Here is a 16,123-nt window from a genome sequence, read left to right as displayed (position 1 = left end):
AGAATGCGGCGCGCAGTTATTCAACAAAAAACACGCCTTCTGCCATATTTCTTGTCTTATTCTGTCCGAAGCCTTATAATAGGAAATATCTGTATCAAAACTTTATGTTCCAAGGAGGAAACTCATGAAACTGAATCCATTCTGTATGTGCTGTGCCATCAACAAGCAGGAAAAAAAGATCCGTGATTTTGATGACGCAGACCGAAAAACCGAATATATGAAAAAAGTCATGGAGCTTATGGCAAATGCCGGCGAGGACGACTGTGCCCCGAGTATTTCCATTGATCTGAAAAAAATGTTCAGCGATTTCTGGGAGCAGCCCATGGAAGATTACTCTTCCATCAAGAAAGAATTCAATCAGCTCATGCTAGATCTGGAACCATCTCTTGAGGAAACGATCCGGAACTCTGACGATCCGCTGAAAACGGCACTTCTCTATGCACGTATCGGCAACTATATTGATTTTGCCGCACTTGCAAATGTGGATTCTGCCACTGTCCTCTCTCTTCTTAATGAAGAAAATAAGGATCCACTTGACGAAAATGAATACCGCCGCTTCCGCGAAGAACTCGCCTCTGCCTCCAGGCTTGTTTACCTGACAGATAACTGTGGTGAAGTTGTACTTGATAAGCTTGTCGTCAAACTGCTGAAAGAATTCTATCCTGAGCTTGCCATCACTGTGATCGTCCGCGGTTTCCCTGCTATCAACGATGCGACAATGGAAGATGCCGAGGAGATCGGGCTTACAGAGATTACCAGAGTCATCGGCAATGGCAATGATGTCGGCGGCACCTGGCTTCCGCATATCAGCGAGGAAGCACGGAAACTGCTTGAAACAGCAGATCTCATCATCGCCAAGGGCCAGGGCAACTATGAAACACTGCATGAATGCGGTCTCAATATTTATTATCTTTTTCTGTGTAAATGTGAATGGTTCCAGCGTCAGTTCCATGCACATCCACTGGAAGGTATGTTCATAAATGAACGCCGGATCTGACGGATTGACGAAGCTTTTCCCCCTTTTCGTCAATCTGTCAAGAAACCACCAAAATCTTTGTAAAAATCTTCACTGGTAAGCGTCTTTTGTTTTCGCTATACTGATAACAGTTCAAAACGAAAGCAAAAACTACTACAATTATTTTGGAGGAATAAGAAATGGCAAGTTTATCTTTACAGCATATCAACAAGACATATCCGAACGGTTTCGAAGCCGTTAAAGATTTCAACCTTGAAATCGAAGATAAAGAATTTATCATCTTTGTAGGACCATCTGGATGTGGTAAATCTACTACACTTCGTATGGTAGCCGGACTGGAAGAGATCTCCAGCGGTACCTTAAAGATCGGTGACAAAGTTATGAACGATGTAGAGCCGAAGGACCGTGATATCGCAATGGTATTCCAGAACTACGCTCTGTATCCTCATATGACAGTATATGATAACATGGCATTCGGACTGAAACTTCGTAAAGTTCCGAAGGACGAGATCGACAAAGCAGTTCGTGAAGCAGCAAGAATCCTTGACCTTGACAAACTCCTTGATCGTAAACCGAAGGCTCTTTCCGGTGGACAGAGACAGCGTGTTGCTATGGGACGTGCTATCGTTCGTAATCCTAAGGTATTCCTTATGGATGAGCCGCTCTCCAACCTGGATGCAAAACTTCGTGTACAGATGCGTATCGAGATCTCCAAGATCCATCAGAGACTGGGTGCTACTATCATCTATGTAACACATGACCAGACAGAGGCTATGACACTTGGTACCAGAATCGTTGTTATGAAAGACGGTGTTGTTCAGCAGGTAGATACACCACAGAACCTGTACCAGAAACCAGGCAACCTGTTCGTAGCTGGATTCATGGGATCCCCGCAGATGAACTTCCTTGATGTTGAGATTAAAGAAAAAGGTTCTGACGTTGTTGCAGTATTAGGCAAAGACGAACTGGTTATCCCGGCTGCTAAAGCAAAAGCTCTCAAAGATGGCGGCTATGTAGGAAAAACAGTTGTTATGGGTATCCGTCCGGAAGACGTTGCAGATACACCGAATGGTTCCATGTCTTCTACAGTTAAGGTTTATGAGCTTCTTGGTGCAGAAGTATTCCTGTACTTCGATGTAAACGGAACTCAGATCACAGCTCGTGTTGATCCTGGCACAAAAGCAAAAACAGGCGATCCGGTTAAATTTGACTTCGATATGGAGAAAACTCACTTCTTCGACAAAGATTCCGAGCTTGTTATCACAAACTAAGATTAAAAATTTAAAACCCGGGGGACTTTTCTCCCCGGGTTATTTTTTTATTAAGAAAGGAATTTATTATGTCTATATCTATACAGAGAAATTTGCAGAAATGTATGGAGGACTGGAAACAGATCAGTGGTCTTGATTTCTGTCTTCTTTCAGAGGATAATTCAGTTTTTGTCGCTACCGGTGAAAGAAGGATTCCTTCTGCCGGCAAGCTGGAGGATTTCCGAAATGGAGATGCGCTGTGCACTGCCAATGCCTCCTGCTGTCTTTATAAGGTTATGGACCGTGATGAACTTCTTTATATTCTGATCGTGTGGGGAAGCGGAGAAAGCACTTCTACGATCGGAGAACTGGCAGTCTGCCAGATCCGAAGCCTGATCGAAGCTTATTCTGAAAAAAATGACAAGAATGCTTTTATGCAGAAGCTGCTGCTTGGATCTTACAGTGAGGTCGAGGCTTTTAACAGGGCGAAGAAACTACATATTTCTTCTTCCTGTCAGCGCGCTGTCTTTCTCGTCGAGACGCGGCAGGCCGGGGATGAACATGCGCTGACTATGATCCGGAATATTTTTTCTGCGCGGACACATGATTTTATTACGTCGGTGGATGATAAGGGGATCATTATCGTGAGGGAGCTTGTCTCTACGGAGACATATGAAAATCTGGAGGCTACGGCGCATATGCTGGTGGATATGCTTGGTGCTGAGGCTATGACGCAGGCGTGGGTTGCATATAGTAATGTAGCAAATGGGCTTCGTGATCTCGCGAACGCATATAAGGAAGCGCGGATGGCGCTGGAGATCGGGAAGATTTTTTATTCCGAACGGAATGTGTTCGGGTATCGGAAGCTTGGGATTGGACGGTTGATCTATCAGCTTCCGGAGGAAGTTTGTGAGATGTTTATCGAAGAGATTTTCGATGGGGAATCTTTGGATGCGATTGATGGGGAGACTTTGAATATAATACGGACGTTCTTTGAAAATAACTTGAATTTGTCAGAGACGTCCAGGCAGTTGTATGTGCATAGGAATACACTTGTATATCGTTTTGAAAAGATCCAGAAACGGTTTGGATTGGATTTGAGGTCGTTTGAGGATGCTTTGACATTTAAAATTGCGATGCTTGTTTCTGGGTATCTGCGATACCAGACCAAACCCTGAGGGGGAGCTTCGGCCTTCGCAACTTTGAGATGCTCCCCCTCAGGGTTTCAGGAGCATCAGATGCTCGGGTGGGAGGTACAGGTACTTAGGTAAGTTGGCTCTTGGGTCCAACTGAAAATTCGGTTTAGGTCGCATCCACCAGAGAACAGCGTCTGTGTCCGCATTTGGACACTTAACCAAATACTGATGTTCGAAGGTAGTTTCTATGTAATCCTGAACTTCGAAGGGAACAGTATTCTGGCCAGGGGTATCGGCAGGCTGCATCCAGTGCCCTCGGATAGCTACATGCGTAATGTCATCCGGGACTTCCTGGGTGGTGTGGAGTTTGAGACCCCAATCCAGAGCCTCGATCTCGTAAGCCCCCAGCTTACGAGCCCTGGAATTGTTTTTGCAGCCGGTGAGGCGGGCTACTTCGAGGAGGCCTGGCTGCTCGAAGAGGTGCCTGGTGTCTCCGAAGGTCAGGGTTCTGCCGTCTTTGAGGAGCATGAGTTCTTTGCAGAAGCGGAAAGCTTCGTCACGGCTATGTGTTACCATGATCATGTCGCCCTGGTATTGTTTGAGGAAGTCTTCCATGTCTTTCTGGAGGGTGTCCTTGAGGTAGCCGTCGAGGGCGGAGAATGGTTCGTCGAGGAGGATCGCCTCTGGTTCTCCGATCATCATTCTTGCGAGGGCTACTCGCTGCTGCTGACCGCCGGAGAGCTGGGATGGGTAGCGGTTTTCGAGTCCGTCGAGGTGGTATCTCTTAACAAAGTCTGCTACTTTGGCATCCTGAATTCCTTTTTCTCCGCGGAAACCGCATTTGATGTTGTCCTTTACTGTCATGGTCGGGAAAAGGGCATAGTTCTGAAAAAGGTAGCCGATCCTTCTCTCCTGTGGTTTGAGATTGATCTTTTTTTCAGAGTCAAACACAGTTCTTCCGTTGATGATGATCTTTCCCTTGTCCGGTTTCTCGATTCCGGCGATGCAGCGCAGGGTCATGCTCTTGCCGCTTCCGGATGCTCCGAGGATCCCTATTGCGGAGCTTTTGCTGTCGAATGCTGTTTTCAGCGAAAATCCCTTAAAGCTTTTTTCTATTTCTACATGGATGGCCATTAAATCCACCTCCTGCTCTTCATTCCCCTGCCGGAGACGATATTGATGAGTGCCACGATCGCGAATGAGATCACCACGATCACCACAACCCAGAAACCGGCAACATCATAGTTTCCTGCCGAGGTTTCTGCTGCGATCGCTACGGAAACGGTTCTTGTCTTGCCGAGGATGTTTCCTGCAAGCATGGAAGTTGCACCGTACTCTCCGATCGCTCTCGCAAAGGCAAGTACAGTTCCGGAGGCGATTCCCGGACCTGCTGCCGGTACGATGACTTTCCAGAAGATCTTGCGGTCGCTCATTCCCAGGGTCTGTCCTGCATAGATCAGGTTTACGTCCACCTGCTCAAACGCAGCTCTGGCGTTGCGGTACATCAGCGGAAATGCGATCACTGCTGCTGCAATGACGCAGCCTTTCCAGGTCTGTACAACTTTGAAGTCAAAATTTTCGAGAAGAAACTTACCGAATGAGCGTCTGAGGCTGAAGATCAAAAGGAGAAAGAAGCCTGCAACTGTCGGTGGAAGAACCAGCGGCATCGTGAGGATCCCATCCAGGACCGCTCTGGAACCTGGTTTGAGTTTCATGATCTTTCTTGCACAGAAAATTCCCAGAAAAAATGCGATCGTAGTTGCCACTACGCCTGTCTTGAGGGATATCCACAGGGGACTCCAGTTTATATCCTGTAAAAATTCCATCATTGTATTATTTCCCCTTTATCAGCAAAAAGGGGCAGACTATGATCCGCCCCTTTTGCTGACTTTTTATTTTTTATATTAGTTGGCAGCTTCCTCTGTTGCTTCTGCTTCAGCGTCATCTGCTGTTTCTTCTGCTGTGTATGGAGCGAATCCGTACTCTTCGAATACTTTGAGAGCATCATCTGTCTGAAGGTATGCAAGGAATGCATCTGCTGCCGCTGCTTCGGACTCAGATGCCTCTGCATCCTCTGTCAGTCCTACCGGGTAAAGAACTGGTGTCTCAAGGGATCCAGCCGGTGCTTCTGCGATGATGTCAACTTTATCTGCTACGGAAGCTGCATCTGTTGCGTATACGATACCAATCTCGTTACTTCCTTCGCTGACGGATGCGAGAACGTCTGTTACGTTTTTACCTTCGTTGATCTCCATCTTGTTTACATCATCTTCGATTCCGAGGTTCTTGAAGATCTCACGGGAGTACTGTCCAACCGGTACATCCTCTCCTGCCAGAGCGATGTTAGCTGCGTCTGTGATGTTCTCAAATCCTGTAACCTTGGTTTCTCCGTCCTTTGGTTTGATCAGAACAACTTTGTTCTCAAGGAGATCTACTACGGAATCTTTCTTAGCGAGGTCTTCGTCTACCAGAGCGTCCATCTGTTTGGTTGCTGCTGAGAAGAAGATATCACATCTGGAACCTTCTTCGATCTGTGTCTGAAGTGTTCCTGAGCTGTCTGCGTTGAAAAGGATATTTACATCCGGATATTCCTCGTTGAAATCCTTCTGGATAACTTCCATAGCGTTGTTAAGGCTTGCTGCGATAAATACATACAGATCTCCGCTTGCGTCATCTGCTGTTGCTGCCTGTACACTTCCTGCGCTCATGCCTGCTGCCAGCACACCTGCAAGCATTACTGTAACTAATTTTTTCTTCATATTTTTTCTCATTTTGTTTATTGTTATTCTGTTTTGTTCGGTTTTGACCTGTTTTATTTATTTTATCTCAGATAGCTATTCTTGTCAAACAATTTGCCCTGTGCTATGATAGAAAATGTTAATAAAACCCAAAAATATTTTTATAGGAGAAAAAATTTTATGAAATTAAGTGCACGCAATCAGTTAAAAGGAAAAGTAATCGACATCAAAACAGGAGCTGTCAACTCTATCGTAACTCTTGACATCGGAGGCGGCAACATCATCGTTTCCACAATTTCCTGCTCTGCAGTAGAAGAACTTGGACTGGAAGTAGGCTCTGACGCTTATGCAGTGATCAAGGCTACTAACGTTATGGTTGGTATTGATGAATAAACTCTATACCGCCCAGGAAGTTGCAGACAGACTAAGGGTCAAAAAGACGACGGTATATGAGCTAATCAAACGAGGGGAACTTTCCTCCTCGAAGATCGGCAAGCAGCTTCGGATCAGCGAAGAACAGCTTGCAGAATATCTCAAGGGAACTGTTTCTGATTCCGAACAGCGTCCTGCTTCTCCTGTTTTCCGCCCGGAGAGTTCTCTTCTCAAAAGGGATTATCTCCTTAATTCCAGCGGACTTATCATCAGTGGACAGGCTCCTTCTGTGATGGAGCTTCTGATGGGGCAGATGGCTGCACATCCTCTGGGACTGCCGATCCTTCATTCTCATATGAACAGCTACAACGGTCTTTACTCTCTTTATTTCGGGAAAGTACATGCCGCTGCTGCCGGAGTTTTTGCAGAAGATATCACTCCTCTGCTGCCGGGAATCCCACTTGCACTGCTTACACTCTATGAATTTACACTTGGGTTATATATTAAAGAAGGAAATCCCAAGGACATTTCTGGTATCCAGGATCTTACCCGCAAGGACATCATTCTTGCCAACCGTGAAAAAGGCAGTACCAGCCGGATCTATCTGGATAAACAGCTTAAGAAAATGCAGATTCCTGCTTCTTCCATATCCGGATATCAGAAAGAATTCGTTTCTGACTTTTCTGCCGTTGCTGCAGTGATCGACAGACACTGTGATACTGCGATCGGAGAAAAAGCTGTCGTTCTCAACGCCGGAAAGCTGGACTTTATTCCACTTCTCAAAGTTCCGATGTATCTTGTCATGGAGGCCTCTTCTCTGAATTCTCCCGGATTTCAGGCACTCATCGAGATCACCCGTTCCGACGAATTCAAGACTGCACTCCGCGGTCAGAACTGTTATTACACGGCTCATACCGGAGAACTGTCTTATTTATAAAGAATATATATTTTTGTACATAAAAAATCTGCCCCTCCATTTAAGGATGCGGGCAGATTCTTTTTTGTTAATAATCCCAGTCTGAACTGCTGGACTCGTCTGTGTCATAGCCTTCGTCAGCATAACCACCGTCGTCATAGGAACTATCATCATAGCTGTCGTCGTAGCTGCCATCGTAACTGTCATCATAGCTTCCGTCATTATAATCATCACTGCTGTCGCTGGAATCATCATAGGAGCTGTCATAACTGCTGTCGTCGTTGCTGTCATAAGAGTTATCATAGGAATCACTACTGCTGTCGGAACTGCTGTCATAAGAGTCACTGCTGTCACTGGAAGAACTGTCGCTGGAACTGCTGTCCTCTGAACTCTCATCACTGCTGTCACTCGTCTCCACTGAATTTCCTCTTGTATCTGTTTCTTTCTTTGTGGAAAGGCTCATATAACGCAGGTATACAGAAGATGTACTGTCGTCAAGCATCAGAGAAGCTTTTTCCATATCTCCAAAGTTTACAGAATAAATCTCATAGCTGTTTCCATCTGCTGTGACAAGCTTCATATCATAATTTGCAGAAGTACTGTCAGAAGTGCTCTCTGATGAGTCTCCGGACTCTGTTGTGCTGGAAGAAGTCTCTCCGCCATAATACATCTGCACCTGTTCAGCAGCCTTGATGGAAGACTCCATAGAGATCAGGTTCTTGCCCCAGTCTCCGTCTTCATTTCCGGAAGTTCTCAGATAGAGTTCACGGATATCACTCTGAAGACTGTTTGACAGATAAATAAACTTCGCCTGCGCTGTCTTGGTACCGATCATCTTCGGTGCCGGTGTGGAAGTCGGAAGTGGTGTTACGGTTGCCGGAACAACGGTAGGTGTCGGTGTCGCCATCGGAGTCGGTGTTACTTCAATGAGTTCTCCACCCTTGCCTCCGCATCCGGCCAGTGTCAATGCCATAGCCGCCGCTGCGATCATAGCGATATATTTAGATTTATGCATGTTTTCAACCATCCTTTCTGAACTGCAACGAATTACAGTCAAAACTCTCTTGTTTTTCGCGTTCATTATCCCACGGATTTACTTAAATGTCAAATTAAGCAATTATCCAAGGAAATTTCTGCCGATAAAATATCCGAGTACAAGGATACCGAGAACGATTCGATACCATCCAAAAGCCTTGAAATCGTGCTTTTTGATGTAACCCATCAGGAACTTGATCGCGATAACAGAAACAAAGAAAGCTACCACAACGCCTGTTACCAGTGTCAGGATCTCAGCCGGTGTAAAGGCAAAGCCGAATTTTACCAGTTTCAGAAGGCTGGCTCCGAACATAACCGGGATCGCCAGGAAGAAGGTAAATTCTGCTGCTACTGTTCTTGAGGTTCCTACAAGGATTCCACCGATGATTGTAGAACCGGAACGGGATGTTCCCGGCACTACAGACAGTACCTGAAAGATACCAATCTTGAACGCTGTAGCAAAACTTAAGTCTTCAAGGGAAGTACAGGTCGGTTTTCTTCTCTTATTGTAGTTTTCAACAAGGATAAAGATCACACCGTAAACGATCAGGGCGATCGCAACGACTACATAGTTGTTGAATTTCTCTTCGATAAAATCATTGAACGGAAGGGCGATCACGATCGTCGGGATGCAGGCTACCACGATCTTAAACCAGAGGATCCATTTGTCCTTATCACAGAATTTCTCAACAAAAGTCAGCGCGATACGGGCAACCGGATTCTTGCGGGCAAGCTGCGCTTTCTTTTTCTTCGGGATCTGCCTTATGTAGAACGGCCACAATTTCCCCCAGTACAGGACTACGACCGCAAGGATCGCACCCAGCTGAATGACAACCAGGAAAAAATCCTTGAACTCTGTGGCCATATCCATCTTGATAAATTCATCTACCAGGATCATATGACCGGTACTGCTGATCGGAAGCCATTCTGTGATTCCCTCTACGATGCCGAGGATCACAACTTTTATAAACTCCAAAACACTCATGTTTCTTTTCCTCTCTGTTTTTATTTTTGATCCAGAACTTTTCTCTGAACTTATACAGTATATTACAGTTTCCGTGGTTCGTAAACCTTTCGATGCATTTTCGTTCAAAGTTTAACTTTTGTTTAGATTTCCTGTAATACACAAGACCGGAGAAACATCGTCTGTCTCTCCGGTCAGTAAATTATTATGTCTTATCTGATTTATCTGCTTGCGATCGTTGCAATGTCGATCAGTGTCAGGTTATGAAGGTCTGTATTCTCAAGGCTGGTTACAAGTGCTTCTGCTGTATCCAGACTGGTAAGGACATTGACACCTGTCTCGATCGCGTTTCGACGGATCACGAAACCATCCTTCTGGTGTTCTACACCCTGCGGCGGTGTGTCGATGACAACGTCGATCTTATGTCCGAGGATAAGGTCCATAAGGTTCGGTGCAGGCTGTTCCAGTTTGTTGGTACGGATCGCTTTGATTCCGTTTTCTTTGAGGACTTTGGCGGTTCCTCTTGTTGCGTAAATGCGGTATCCAAGAGCCTCGAAACGTCTTGCGATCGGAACAACTTCTTCATGGTCTTCGTCCTTGACGGTGATGATCATGTTCTTGTATTTCGGAAGTTTGATCCCTGCTCCGATAAAGGCTTTGTAGAGGGCTTCATTGAAGTTCTCTGCAATACCAAGGCACTCACCTGTGGATTTCATTTCCGGTCCAAGGCTGATATCTGCGCCGCGGATCTTCTCGAAGGAGAATACCGGCATCTTAATCGCGATATGTTTTGCCTCCGGCTGAAGTCCCGGTTCGTAGCCCATATCTTTGAGTTTGTATCCGAGGATGACCTTGGTTGCCAGCGGCACGATCGGGATTCCTGTCACCTTGCTGATGTAAGGTACGGTACGGCTGGAACGTGGGTTTACTTCGATAACATATACTTCTTCGCCGCAGACGATGAACTGGATGTTGATCATTCCGATTACATGGAGTGCCTGTGCCAGACGGCGTGTGTACTCTGCGATCGTATTCTTTGCATTCTGGCTGATAGTCTGTGCCGGATATACGGAGATACTGTCACCGGAATGGATACCTGCACGTTCGATGTGCTCCATGATTCCAGGGATCAGGATATCCTCGCCATCGCATACCGCATCAACTTCAATCTCCTTACCCATCAGGTACTTATCTACCAGGATCGGGTGTTCCTGTGCGATCTGGTTGATGATTCCGATGTATTCCTCTACATCCTCATCACTGACTGCGATACGCATGCCCTGTCCACCAAGTACATAGGAAGGACGAACAAGTACCGGATAGCCAAGTTCGTTGGCTGCTTTTTTGGCTTCTTCGGCGGTAAATACGGTGTGTCCCTTCGGTCTCGGGATCTGGCATTTCTCCAAGATCTCATCGAAGAGCTCACGGTCCTCTGCCGCGTCAACATCCTCTGCTGATGTTCCGAGGATCTTGACTCCCATTTTCATCAGTGCTTCGGTAAGTTTGATCGCGGTCTGTCCACCGAACTGAACAACTGCTCCGTCCGGTTTCTCGATATTTACGATGTTTTCCACATCTTCCGGTGTCAGCGGCTCGAAGTACAGTTTGTCTGCGATATCGAAGTCGGTGCTGACTGTTTCCGGGTTGTTGTTTACGATGATCGTCTCATAGCCCTCTTTTTTGAATGCCCAGGTACAATGTACAGAGCAGAAATCGAACTCGATACCTTGTCCGATACGGATCGGTCCGGAACCAAGGACGAGGACTTTTTTCTTATCATGGGTAGCTACGGCTTCGTTTTCTGTGTCCGGTCCGCCATATACAGAGTAGTAATATGGTGTTGCGGCTGCAAACTCAGCAGCACAGGTATCTACCATCTTGTATGCGGCTGTGATCTTGTAGCCCTGACGGAGAGCCTTGATGTCTGCCTCTGTTCTTCCGCAGAGGTCTGCGATCACGTAGTCCGGGAATTCCATGCGTTTCGCCTCAAGAAGAAGTTCTTCTGTCAGCGGCTGGGTCCTGAGTGCCTGTTCCATCTCTACCAGGATCGCGATCTTGTCGATGAACCATCTGTCAATCTTGGTGATCCTGTGGATGTATTCCTTGGAAATATCTCTGCGGATCGCTTCTGCGATCTTCCAGATACGGCGGTCATCTACAACTGCCAGCTCGTCGATCAGCTCGTCTTCATCAAGTCCTGTAAAATCGTAGGACATCAGGCTGTCCACGTGCTGCTCCAGAGAACGGATAGCTTTCATGAGTGCACCCTCAAAGTTATGGCAGATACTCATAACCTCACCGGTAGCTTTCATCTGAGTAGTCAGTGTTCTCTTAGCTGTGATGAATTTATCAAATGGAAGTCTCGGGATCTTGACTACACAGTAGTCAAGCATCGGCTCGAAACTTGCGTATGTCTTGCCTGTGATCGCATTCGGGATCTCATCGAGGGTATATCCAAGAGCGATCTTTGCTGCAACTTTGGCGATCGGGTAACCGGTTGCCTTACTTGCCAGTGCGGAAGAACGGCTTACACGAGGGTTTACCTCGATAACACAGTACTCGAAGCTCTCCGGATGAAGGGCGTACTGTACGTTACATCCACCTGTGATACCAAGCTCTGTGATGATGTTCAGAGCGGAAGTACGGAGCATCTGATATTCCTTGTCTCCAAGTGTCTGGGACGGTGCGACTACGATGGAGTCACCGGTATGGACACCAACCGGATCGATGTTTTCCATGTTGCAGACTGTGATGCAGTTTCCTGCACTGTCACGCATTACTTCGTATTCAATTTCTTTCCATCCTGCGATGCAGCGTTCTACCAGAACTTCTCCTACACGGGAAAGTCTGAGTCCGTTCTCGAGGATCTCTCTCAGTTCATATTCGTTGTTGGCAATACCGCCGCCGCTTCCGCCAAGGGTGTAAGCAGGACGGAGAACGACCGGATAACCGATGGTTCTGGTAAATGCGACACCATCTTCTACGGTTGTTACGACCTTGGAAGCTGCGACCGGCTCGCCAATCTTTTCCATGGTGTCCTTGAATTCCTGACGATCCTCAGCCTTCTTGATGGTCTCGGCTGTGGTTCCGATCAGACGTACATTATGCTCCTTGAGGAATCCCTTTTCTTCAAGTTCCATTGCAAGGTTCAGACCTGCCTGTCCTCCAAGTGTCGGAAGGACGCTGTCCGGTTTCTCCTTGAGGATGAGCTGTTCTACAACTTCTACAGTAAGCGGCTCGATGTAAACTTTGTCCGCGATATCTTTGTCTGTCATAATGGTTGCAGGGTTGGAGTTCAGAAGAACTACTTCCATGCCTTCTTCCTTGAGAGAGCGGCATGCCTGTGTACCTGCATAGTCGAATTCTGCTGCCTGACCGATGATAATCGGACCGGAGCCAATTACAAGAACTTTGTGGATATCTTTATTTCTCGGCATGATCTGTTCCTCCCATCATTTCCATAAATCTGTCAAACAGGTAGCTGGAATCCTGCGGTCCAGGGCAGGCTTCCGGATGAAACTGTACGGTAAAGATGTTTTTGCCGATGTAAGCCATACCTTCGTTGGTACCGTCGTTTACATTGACAAAAGCAGGTTTCGCGATTCCCTTCTGCTCCAGGATATCTGAGTCAACAACATATCCATGGTTCTGTGAGGAAATGTAAACACGTCCTGTCGCAAGATCCTTGACCGGATGATTGCCGCCTCTGTGTCCATATTTCATCTTGTGTGTATCTCCGCCTGTTGCAAGTGCCATCAACTGATGTCCGAGGCAGATCGCAAAGATCGGCACATCAGATTCATACAGCTTACGGATTTCTTCTATTATAGTAGTACACTCCTTCGGGTCTCCAGGACCATTGCTGAGCATGATTCCGTCCGGGTTGTCCGCAAGGATCTCTTCTGCCGGTGTAAGTGCCGGATAGATGGTTACCTGGCAGCCTCTCTCATTCAGGGAACGGGCGATATTGCGCTTCGCGCCGAAGTCCATGAGAGCTACTTTGGGTCCATTGCCCTTGAGAACGTCCTTCTCACGGCAGGTAACTTTCTCGACTACTTTTCCAGTTGTATATGCTTTTAAGCGGGGGATTATTTCATCTAAGTTGTAGTTTTCGTTGACTGTGATCATACCATTCATGGTACCTTTTTCACGAAGAATTTTGGTAAGAGCACGGGTGTCAATACCTGCGATACCCGGTATATCATGTTTTTCAAGAAAATGCTGGATCGTATCCACGCTTCTGAAGTTGCTTGGGATACGGGATAATTCACGAACAATAAAACCATCGATCCAGGGCTTCCTGGACTCCTGGTCCTCATAACAGATACCATAATTGCCAATCAGAGGATAAGTCATGCAGACCGCCTGTCCTGCATACGATGGGTCAGTCATTACTTCGAGATATCCTGTCATGGAAGTATTAAAAACAATCTCACTGATGACTTCTCTTGTTGAACCGATACTGGTTCCTTTAAACACATGGCCGTCTTCTAATATCAGAAATGCTTTCATATAATCTCCCTTTCTGCTTTTTATCTAAATCTTCAAGATTGTATCATAAGAGTTTTGTTTTTTCAACAGATTCCGACACTAAAAATAATTCAGTTGTACTCAAAAACTTTTCTTTGGTAAATTGTTGCAGTTGAAAAGACAAACCAAAAAATTAAAACTATTTTTGATTTTACTCTTGACATTTCATCCCTCATAGGTTATTATAATCAGGCAGTCGGCGAGTTCGACTGATTATATCAAATGCAGAAGTGGCGGAATTGGCAGACGCGCAGGCTTCAGGTGCCTGTGGTCGCAAGATCGTGTGGGTTCAAGTCCCATCTTCTGCATTTAATCAGACAATGTCTGATTCATATTGAAATGCAGGAGTGGCGGAATTGGCAGACGCGCAGGCTTCAGGTGCCTGTGGTCGCAAGATCGTGTGGGTTCAAGTCCCATCTCCTGCATTCTTTTTTTGTCTTAATATGGTAAATAATATCCCGCAGCATCTCATCTCAAAGATTCTGCGGGATTTTTATTACATTGCAGTCAGAGAAGTATCGGTGACTCTCTTATTATTTACTTCTGATCTGATAAACATCCACATTTCCGATTGTCTTTATAAACACTGCCTGTGCACTGCTGTCATAATACTGACGGATATACTTCAGTGTCAGGTCAATATTATCATCCACCAGATAAATGCTGTCATTGTTGATCACATCTCTGTAAGGATTTGTGATCCCATGCGCCTCCATCTTCTGCGTATATCCAGGTGTCCGGCATTCCCATCCGCCAAACCAGTACACATTGTCCATAAGATTCTCCGGCATCCGGTCAAACGGACCATAACATACGATCTCAGAAAGCATTCCACTCTTTGCCAGATACGTATGCTCCTTATCTGTTCCGAGCGTTTCCAGAACTGCCCTCTGGCTCACTCTTGCCTCCGGGATAGTCGAAGTCATGATCCTCCAGTCTCTGTACATCAAAAACTGCCCTGCTGCCACACATACTATGCACAATACCACAGATATCTTCGCATCCATATGCCTGAGTTTTCCTGCTGAAATGATCCACAGCATCACGAGACATGCGCTGAACCACAGACCGACATCGACACGGTTCACCATATACCGCCCCTGATAATACAGGTAAAAATATACCGCCATGAGCATCATCCACTCTGCCAGCACAGAAAGTACGGAAAAGATATCTTTCCGTCCCCAGATCAGCCAGACCAGCACAAAAACAGCAAAAACATAAAACATCGGCATTTTGAGAAGATCAGAAGGATACCGCTTCAGAAATGCCGTCACAGTCTTTCCTGTCAGCGGACGCTTCTGTTTCAGATCCACCAGTTTCTTCATGACATCTGTATTAAATTTCTCTGTGTCATTGAAATTCCAGCTTCGGTACAGTTCATAGGCATCCCTGCTGATCCCGAGTTCTTCATAAATTTCCTGATTGCTATCATAATCCGGAAATCCATAGTCCAGAAGCCTGGAACGAAACTGGTTGAACTCCTGGTATTCTTTCCACTCCGCACTCTGGTAATTTGAAGCATCCCATCTGTCCACGCCAAACACACACGCCAGAAGGACTCCAAATGTCAAAACACACAGTCCCAGTCTGCGAAGTTTCCTGCCCTTATATTTCCTGAGATCAAATAAGAAAAGAAGTCCTGCTCCTGCCATCAGACCGCAGCTTGCCCAGAACTGGTCCTCCCGGTACATATAAGCCATAATTCCGAGGCAGATACCAAAGACAGCCTCAGCCCAGGACCATCTCTCCTTCTCCAGCACATAAAGCAGTAAAAAAACGGATGCCGCCGCTGCAATTCCTGCTGTCTTGGTAAACTGCAGATGAATGTATCCTTCATAACCAAATCCACATACAAGGATCAGAGAAAGACACAGGCCGGAAATTCCTTCCAGCCTGTTTATTAATACATAAGTCACTGCAGTAAATGCCACCAGAAGAATCACATACTGAAAAATCGTGTACCACGGCAGTCTGCCTGTCACTGCGTACAGAAACCGGTAGATCACACCCAGCCCGTAATTCTGAAATACCAGGTGTGCATCCTTCACTCCTCTCAATCCGCTTCCAAGTTCTGCAAAAACAATATCATCATTTGTCTCAAACGATGGGCGCATTACCAGCACCATCGCAAACAGCACCAGAAGATTTGCAGCCAGTGCCATGGATATTTCTTTGCATTTCTGTTTTAAATTCATTCTGTCAT

Annotated in this window: 13 protein-coding genes and 2 tRNA genes; 7 read left to right on the top strand and 8 right to left on the bottom strand. The window is 46.2% G+C overall.

The window, feature by feature from the left end; translation table 11 throughout:
• Window positions 1–124 precede the first annotated feature (124 nt).
• The 3 genes from WMO75_RS06115 (at window position 125) to WMO75_RS06105 (ending at window position 3,404) form a co-directional block, all read left to right on the top strand.
• A complete protein-coding gene (locus WMO75_RS06115; protein WP_022213188.1) occupies window positions 125–997 on the top strand; it encodes a damage-control phosphatase ARMT1 family protein in 873 nt (290 codons plus the stop codon).
• A 158-nt stretch (window positions 998–1,155) separates the two neighbouring features.
• Window positions 1,156–2,247: an ABC transporter ATP-binding protein gene (locus WMO75_RS06110; RefSeq protein WP_227222512.1), complete on the top strand. Its 1,092-nt coding sequence runs from the start codon at window positions 1,156–1,158 to the stop codon at window positions 2,245–2,247.
• A gap of 68 nt (window positions 2,248–2,315) precedes the next feature.
• Window positions 2,316–3,404 (top strand): PucR family transcriptional regulator, encoded by a 1,089-nt coding sequence (locus WMO75_RS06105; protein ID WP_264466905.1) that lies wholly within the window; start codon window positions 2,316–2,318, stop codon window positions 3,402–3,404.
• A gap of 39 nt (window positions 3,405–3,443) precedes the next feature.
• Here the strand turns inward: WMO75_RS06105 and WMO75_RS06100 are convergent, their stop codons facing one another.
• The 3 genes from WMO75_RS06100 to modA all read right to left on the bottom strand — a co-directional run bounded on the left by WMO75_RS06100 (window position 3,444) and on the right by modA (window position 6,121).
• Window positions 3,444–4,496, bottom strand: coding sequence for a sulfate/molybdate ABC transporter ATP-binding protein (locus WMO75_RS06100; protein WP_227222511.1), 1,053 nt, complete (start codon window positions 4,494–4,496; stop codon window positions 3,444–3,446).
• Window positions 4,496–5,191: a molybdate ABC transporter permease subunit gene (gene modB / locus WMO75_RS06095; RefSeq protein ID WP_022214270.1), complete on the bottom strand. Its 696-nt coding sequence runs from the start codon at window positions 5,189–5,191 to the stop codon at window positions 4,496–4,498. The genes WMO75_RS06100 and modB overlap by 1 nt, the downstream gene beginning before the upstream one ends.
• A gap of 75 nt (window positions 5,192–5,266) precedes the next feature.
• Window positions 5,267–6,121, bottom strand: coding sequence for a molybdate ABC transporter substrate-binding protein (gene modA, locus WMO75_RS06090; RefSeq protein ID WP_227222510.1), 855 nt, complete (start codon window positions 6,119–6,121; stop codon window positions 5,267–5,269).
• 159 nt (window positions 6,122–6,280) lie between these two features.
• On the opposite strand from modA, the gene WMO75_RS06085 reads away from it, so the two are divergent.
• The gene (locus WMO75_RS06085) at window positions 6,281–6,493 is read left to right on the top strand and encodes a TOBE domain-containing protein (protein ID WP_022214272.1); all 213 of its coding nucleotides are present in this window, start codon (window positions 6,281–6,283) and stop codon (window positions 6,491–6,493) included.
• Window positions 6,486–7,409 carry a substrate-binding domain-containing protein gene (locus WMO75_RS06080; RefSeq protein WP_022214273.1) on the top strand — a complete coding sequence of 308 codons (924 nt, stop codon included), beginning with the start codon at window positions 6,486–6,488 and terminating at the stop codon, window positions 7,407–7,409. Before WMO75_RS06085 ends, WMO75_RS06080 begins: the two co-directional genes overlap by 8 nt.
• Before the next feature lie 67 nt (window positions 7,410–7,476).
• On the opposite strand, the gene WMO75_RS06075 is transcribed toward WMO75_RS06080, so the two are convergent.
• The 4 genes from WMO75_RS06075 to WMO75_RS06060 form a co-directional block, all read right to left on the bottom strand.
• Window positions 7,477–8,403 (bottom strand): hypothetical protein, encoded by a 927-nt coding sequence (locus tag WMO75_RS06075; RefSeq protein WP_227222509.1) that lies wholly within the window; start codon window positions 8,401–8,403, stop codon window positions 7,477–7,479.
• Between the two features lie 102 nt (window positions 8,404–8,505).
• Window positions 8,506–9,408 carry an undecaprenyl-diphosphate phosphatase gene (locus WMO75_RS06070; protein WP_227222508.1) on the bottom strand — a complete coding sequence of 301 codons (903 nt, stop codon included), beginning with the start codon at window positions 9,406–9,408 and terminating at the stop codon, window positions 8,506–8,508.
• A gap of 200 nt (window positions 9,409–9,608) precedes the next feature.
• Window positions 9,609–12,824: a carbamoyl-phosphate synthase large subunit gene (carB, locus tag WMO75_RS06065; protein WP_118252224.1), complete on the bottom strand. Its 3,216-nt coding sequence runs from the start codon at window positions 12,822–12,824 to the stop codon at window positions 9,609–9,611.
• A complete protein-coding gene (locus WMO75_RS06060) occupies window positions 12,811–13,899 on the bottom strand; it encodes a carbamoyl phosphate synthase small subunit (protein WP_022214277.1) in 1,089 nt (362 codons plus the stop codon). The genes carB and WMO75_RS06060 overlap by 14 nt, the downstream gene beginning before the upstream one ends.
• 242 nt (window positions 13,900–14,141) lie before the next feature.
• On the opposite strand from WMO75_RS06060, the gene WMO75_RS06055 reads away from it, so the two are divergent.
• Both WMO75_RS06055 and WMO75_RS06050 read left to right on the top strand, forming a co-directional pair.
• A tRNA-Leu gene (locus tag WMO75_RS06055) sits at window positions 14,142–14,225 on the top strand.
• A 33-nt stretch (window positions 14,226–14,258) separates the two neighbouring features.
• Window positions 14,259–14,342: transfer RNA gene (locus WMO75_RS06050), tRNA-Leu, on the top strand.
• Window positions 14,343–14,450: 108 nt separating this feature from the next.
• Here the strand turns inward: WMO75_RS06050 and WMO75_RS06045 are convergent.
• Entirely contained in the window at window positions 14,451–16,115 is a 1,665-nt protein-coding gene (locus tag WMO75_RS06045; protein WP_303218794.1) for a hypothetical protein, read from the bottom strand.
• Between the last annotated feature and the right edge of the window lie 8 nt (window positions 16,116–16,123).

Origin of the sequence: Blautia intestinihominis (assembly GCF_040096655.1) — a bacterium.
GTDB classification, from domain to species: Bacteria; Bacillota; Clostridia; order Lachnospirales; family Lachnospiraceae; genus Blautia_A; species Blautia_A intestinihominis.
The sequence above is the reverse complement of the archived record's forward strand: the minus strand, read 5'-3'. Positions and strand labels throughout refer to the sequence as shown.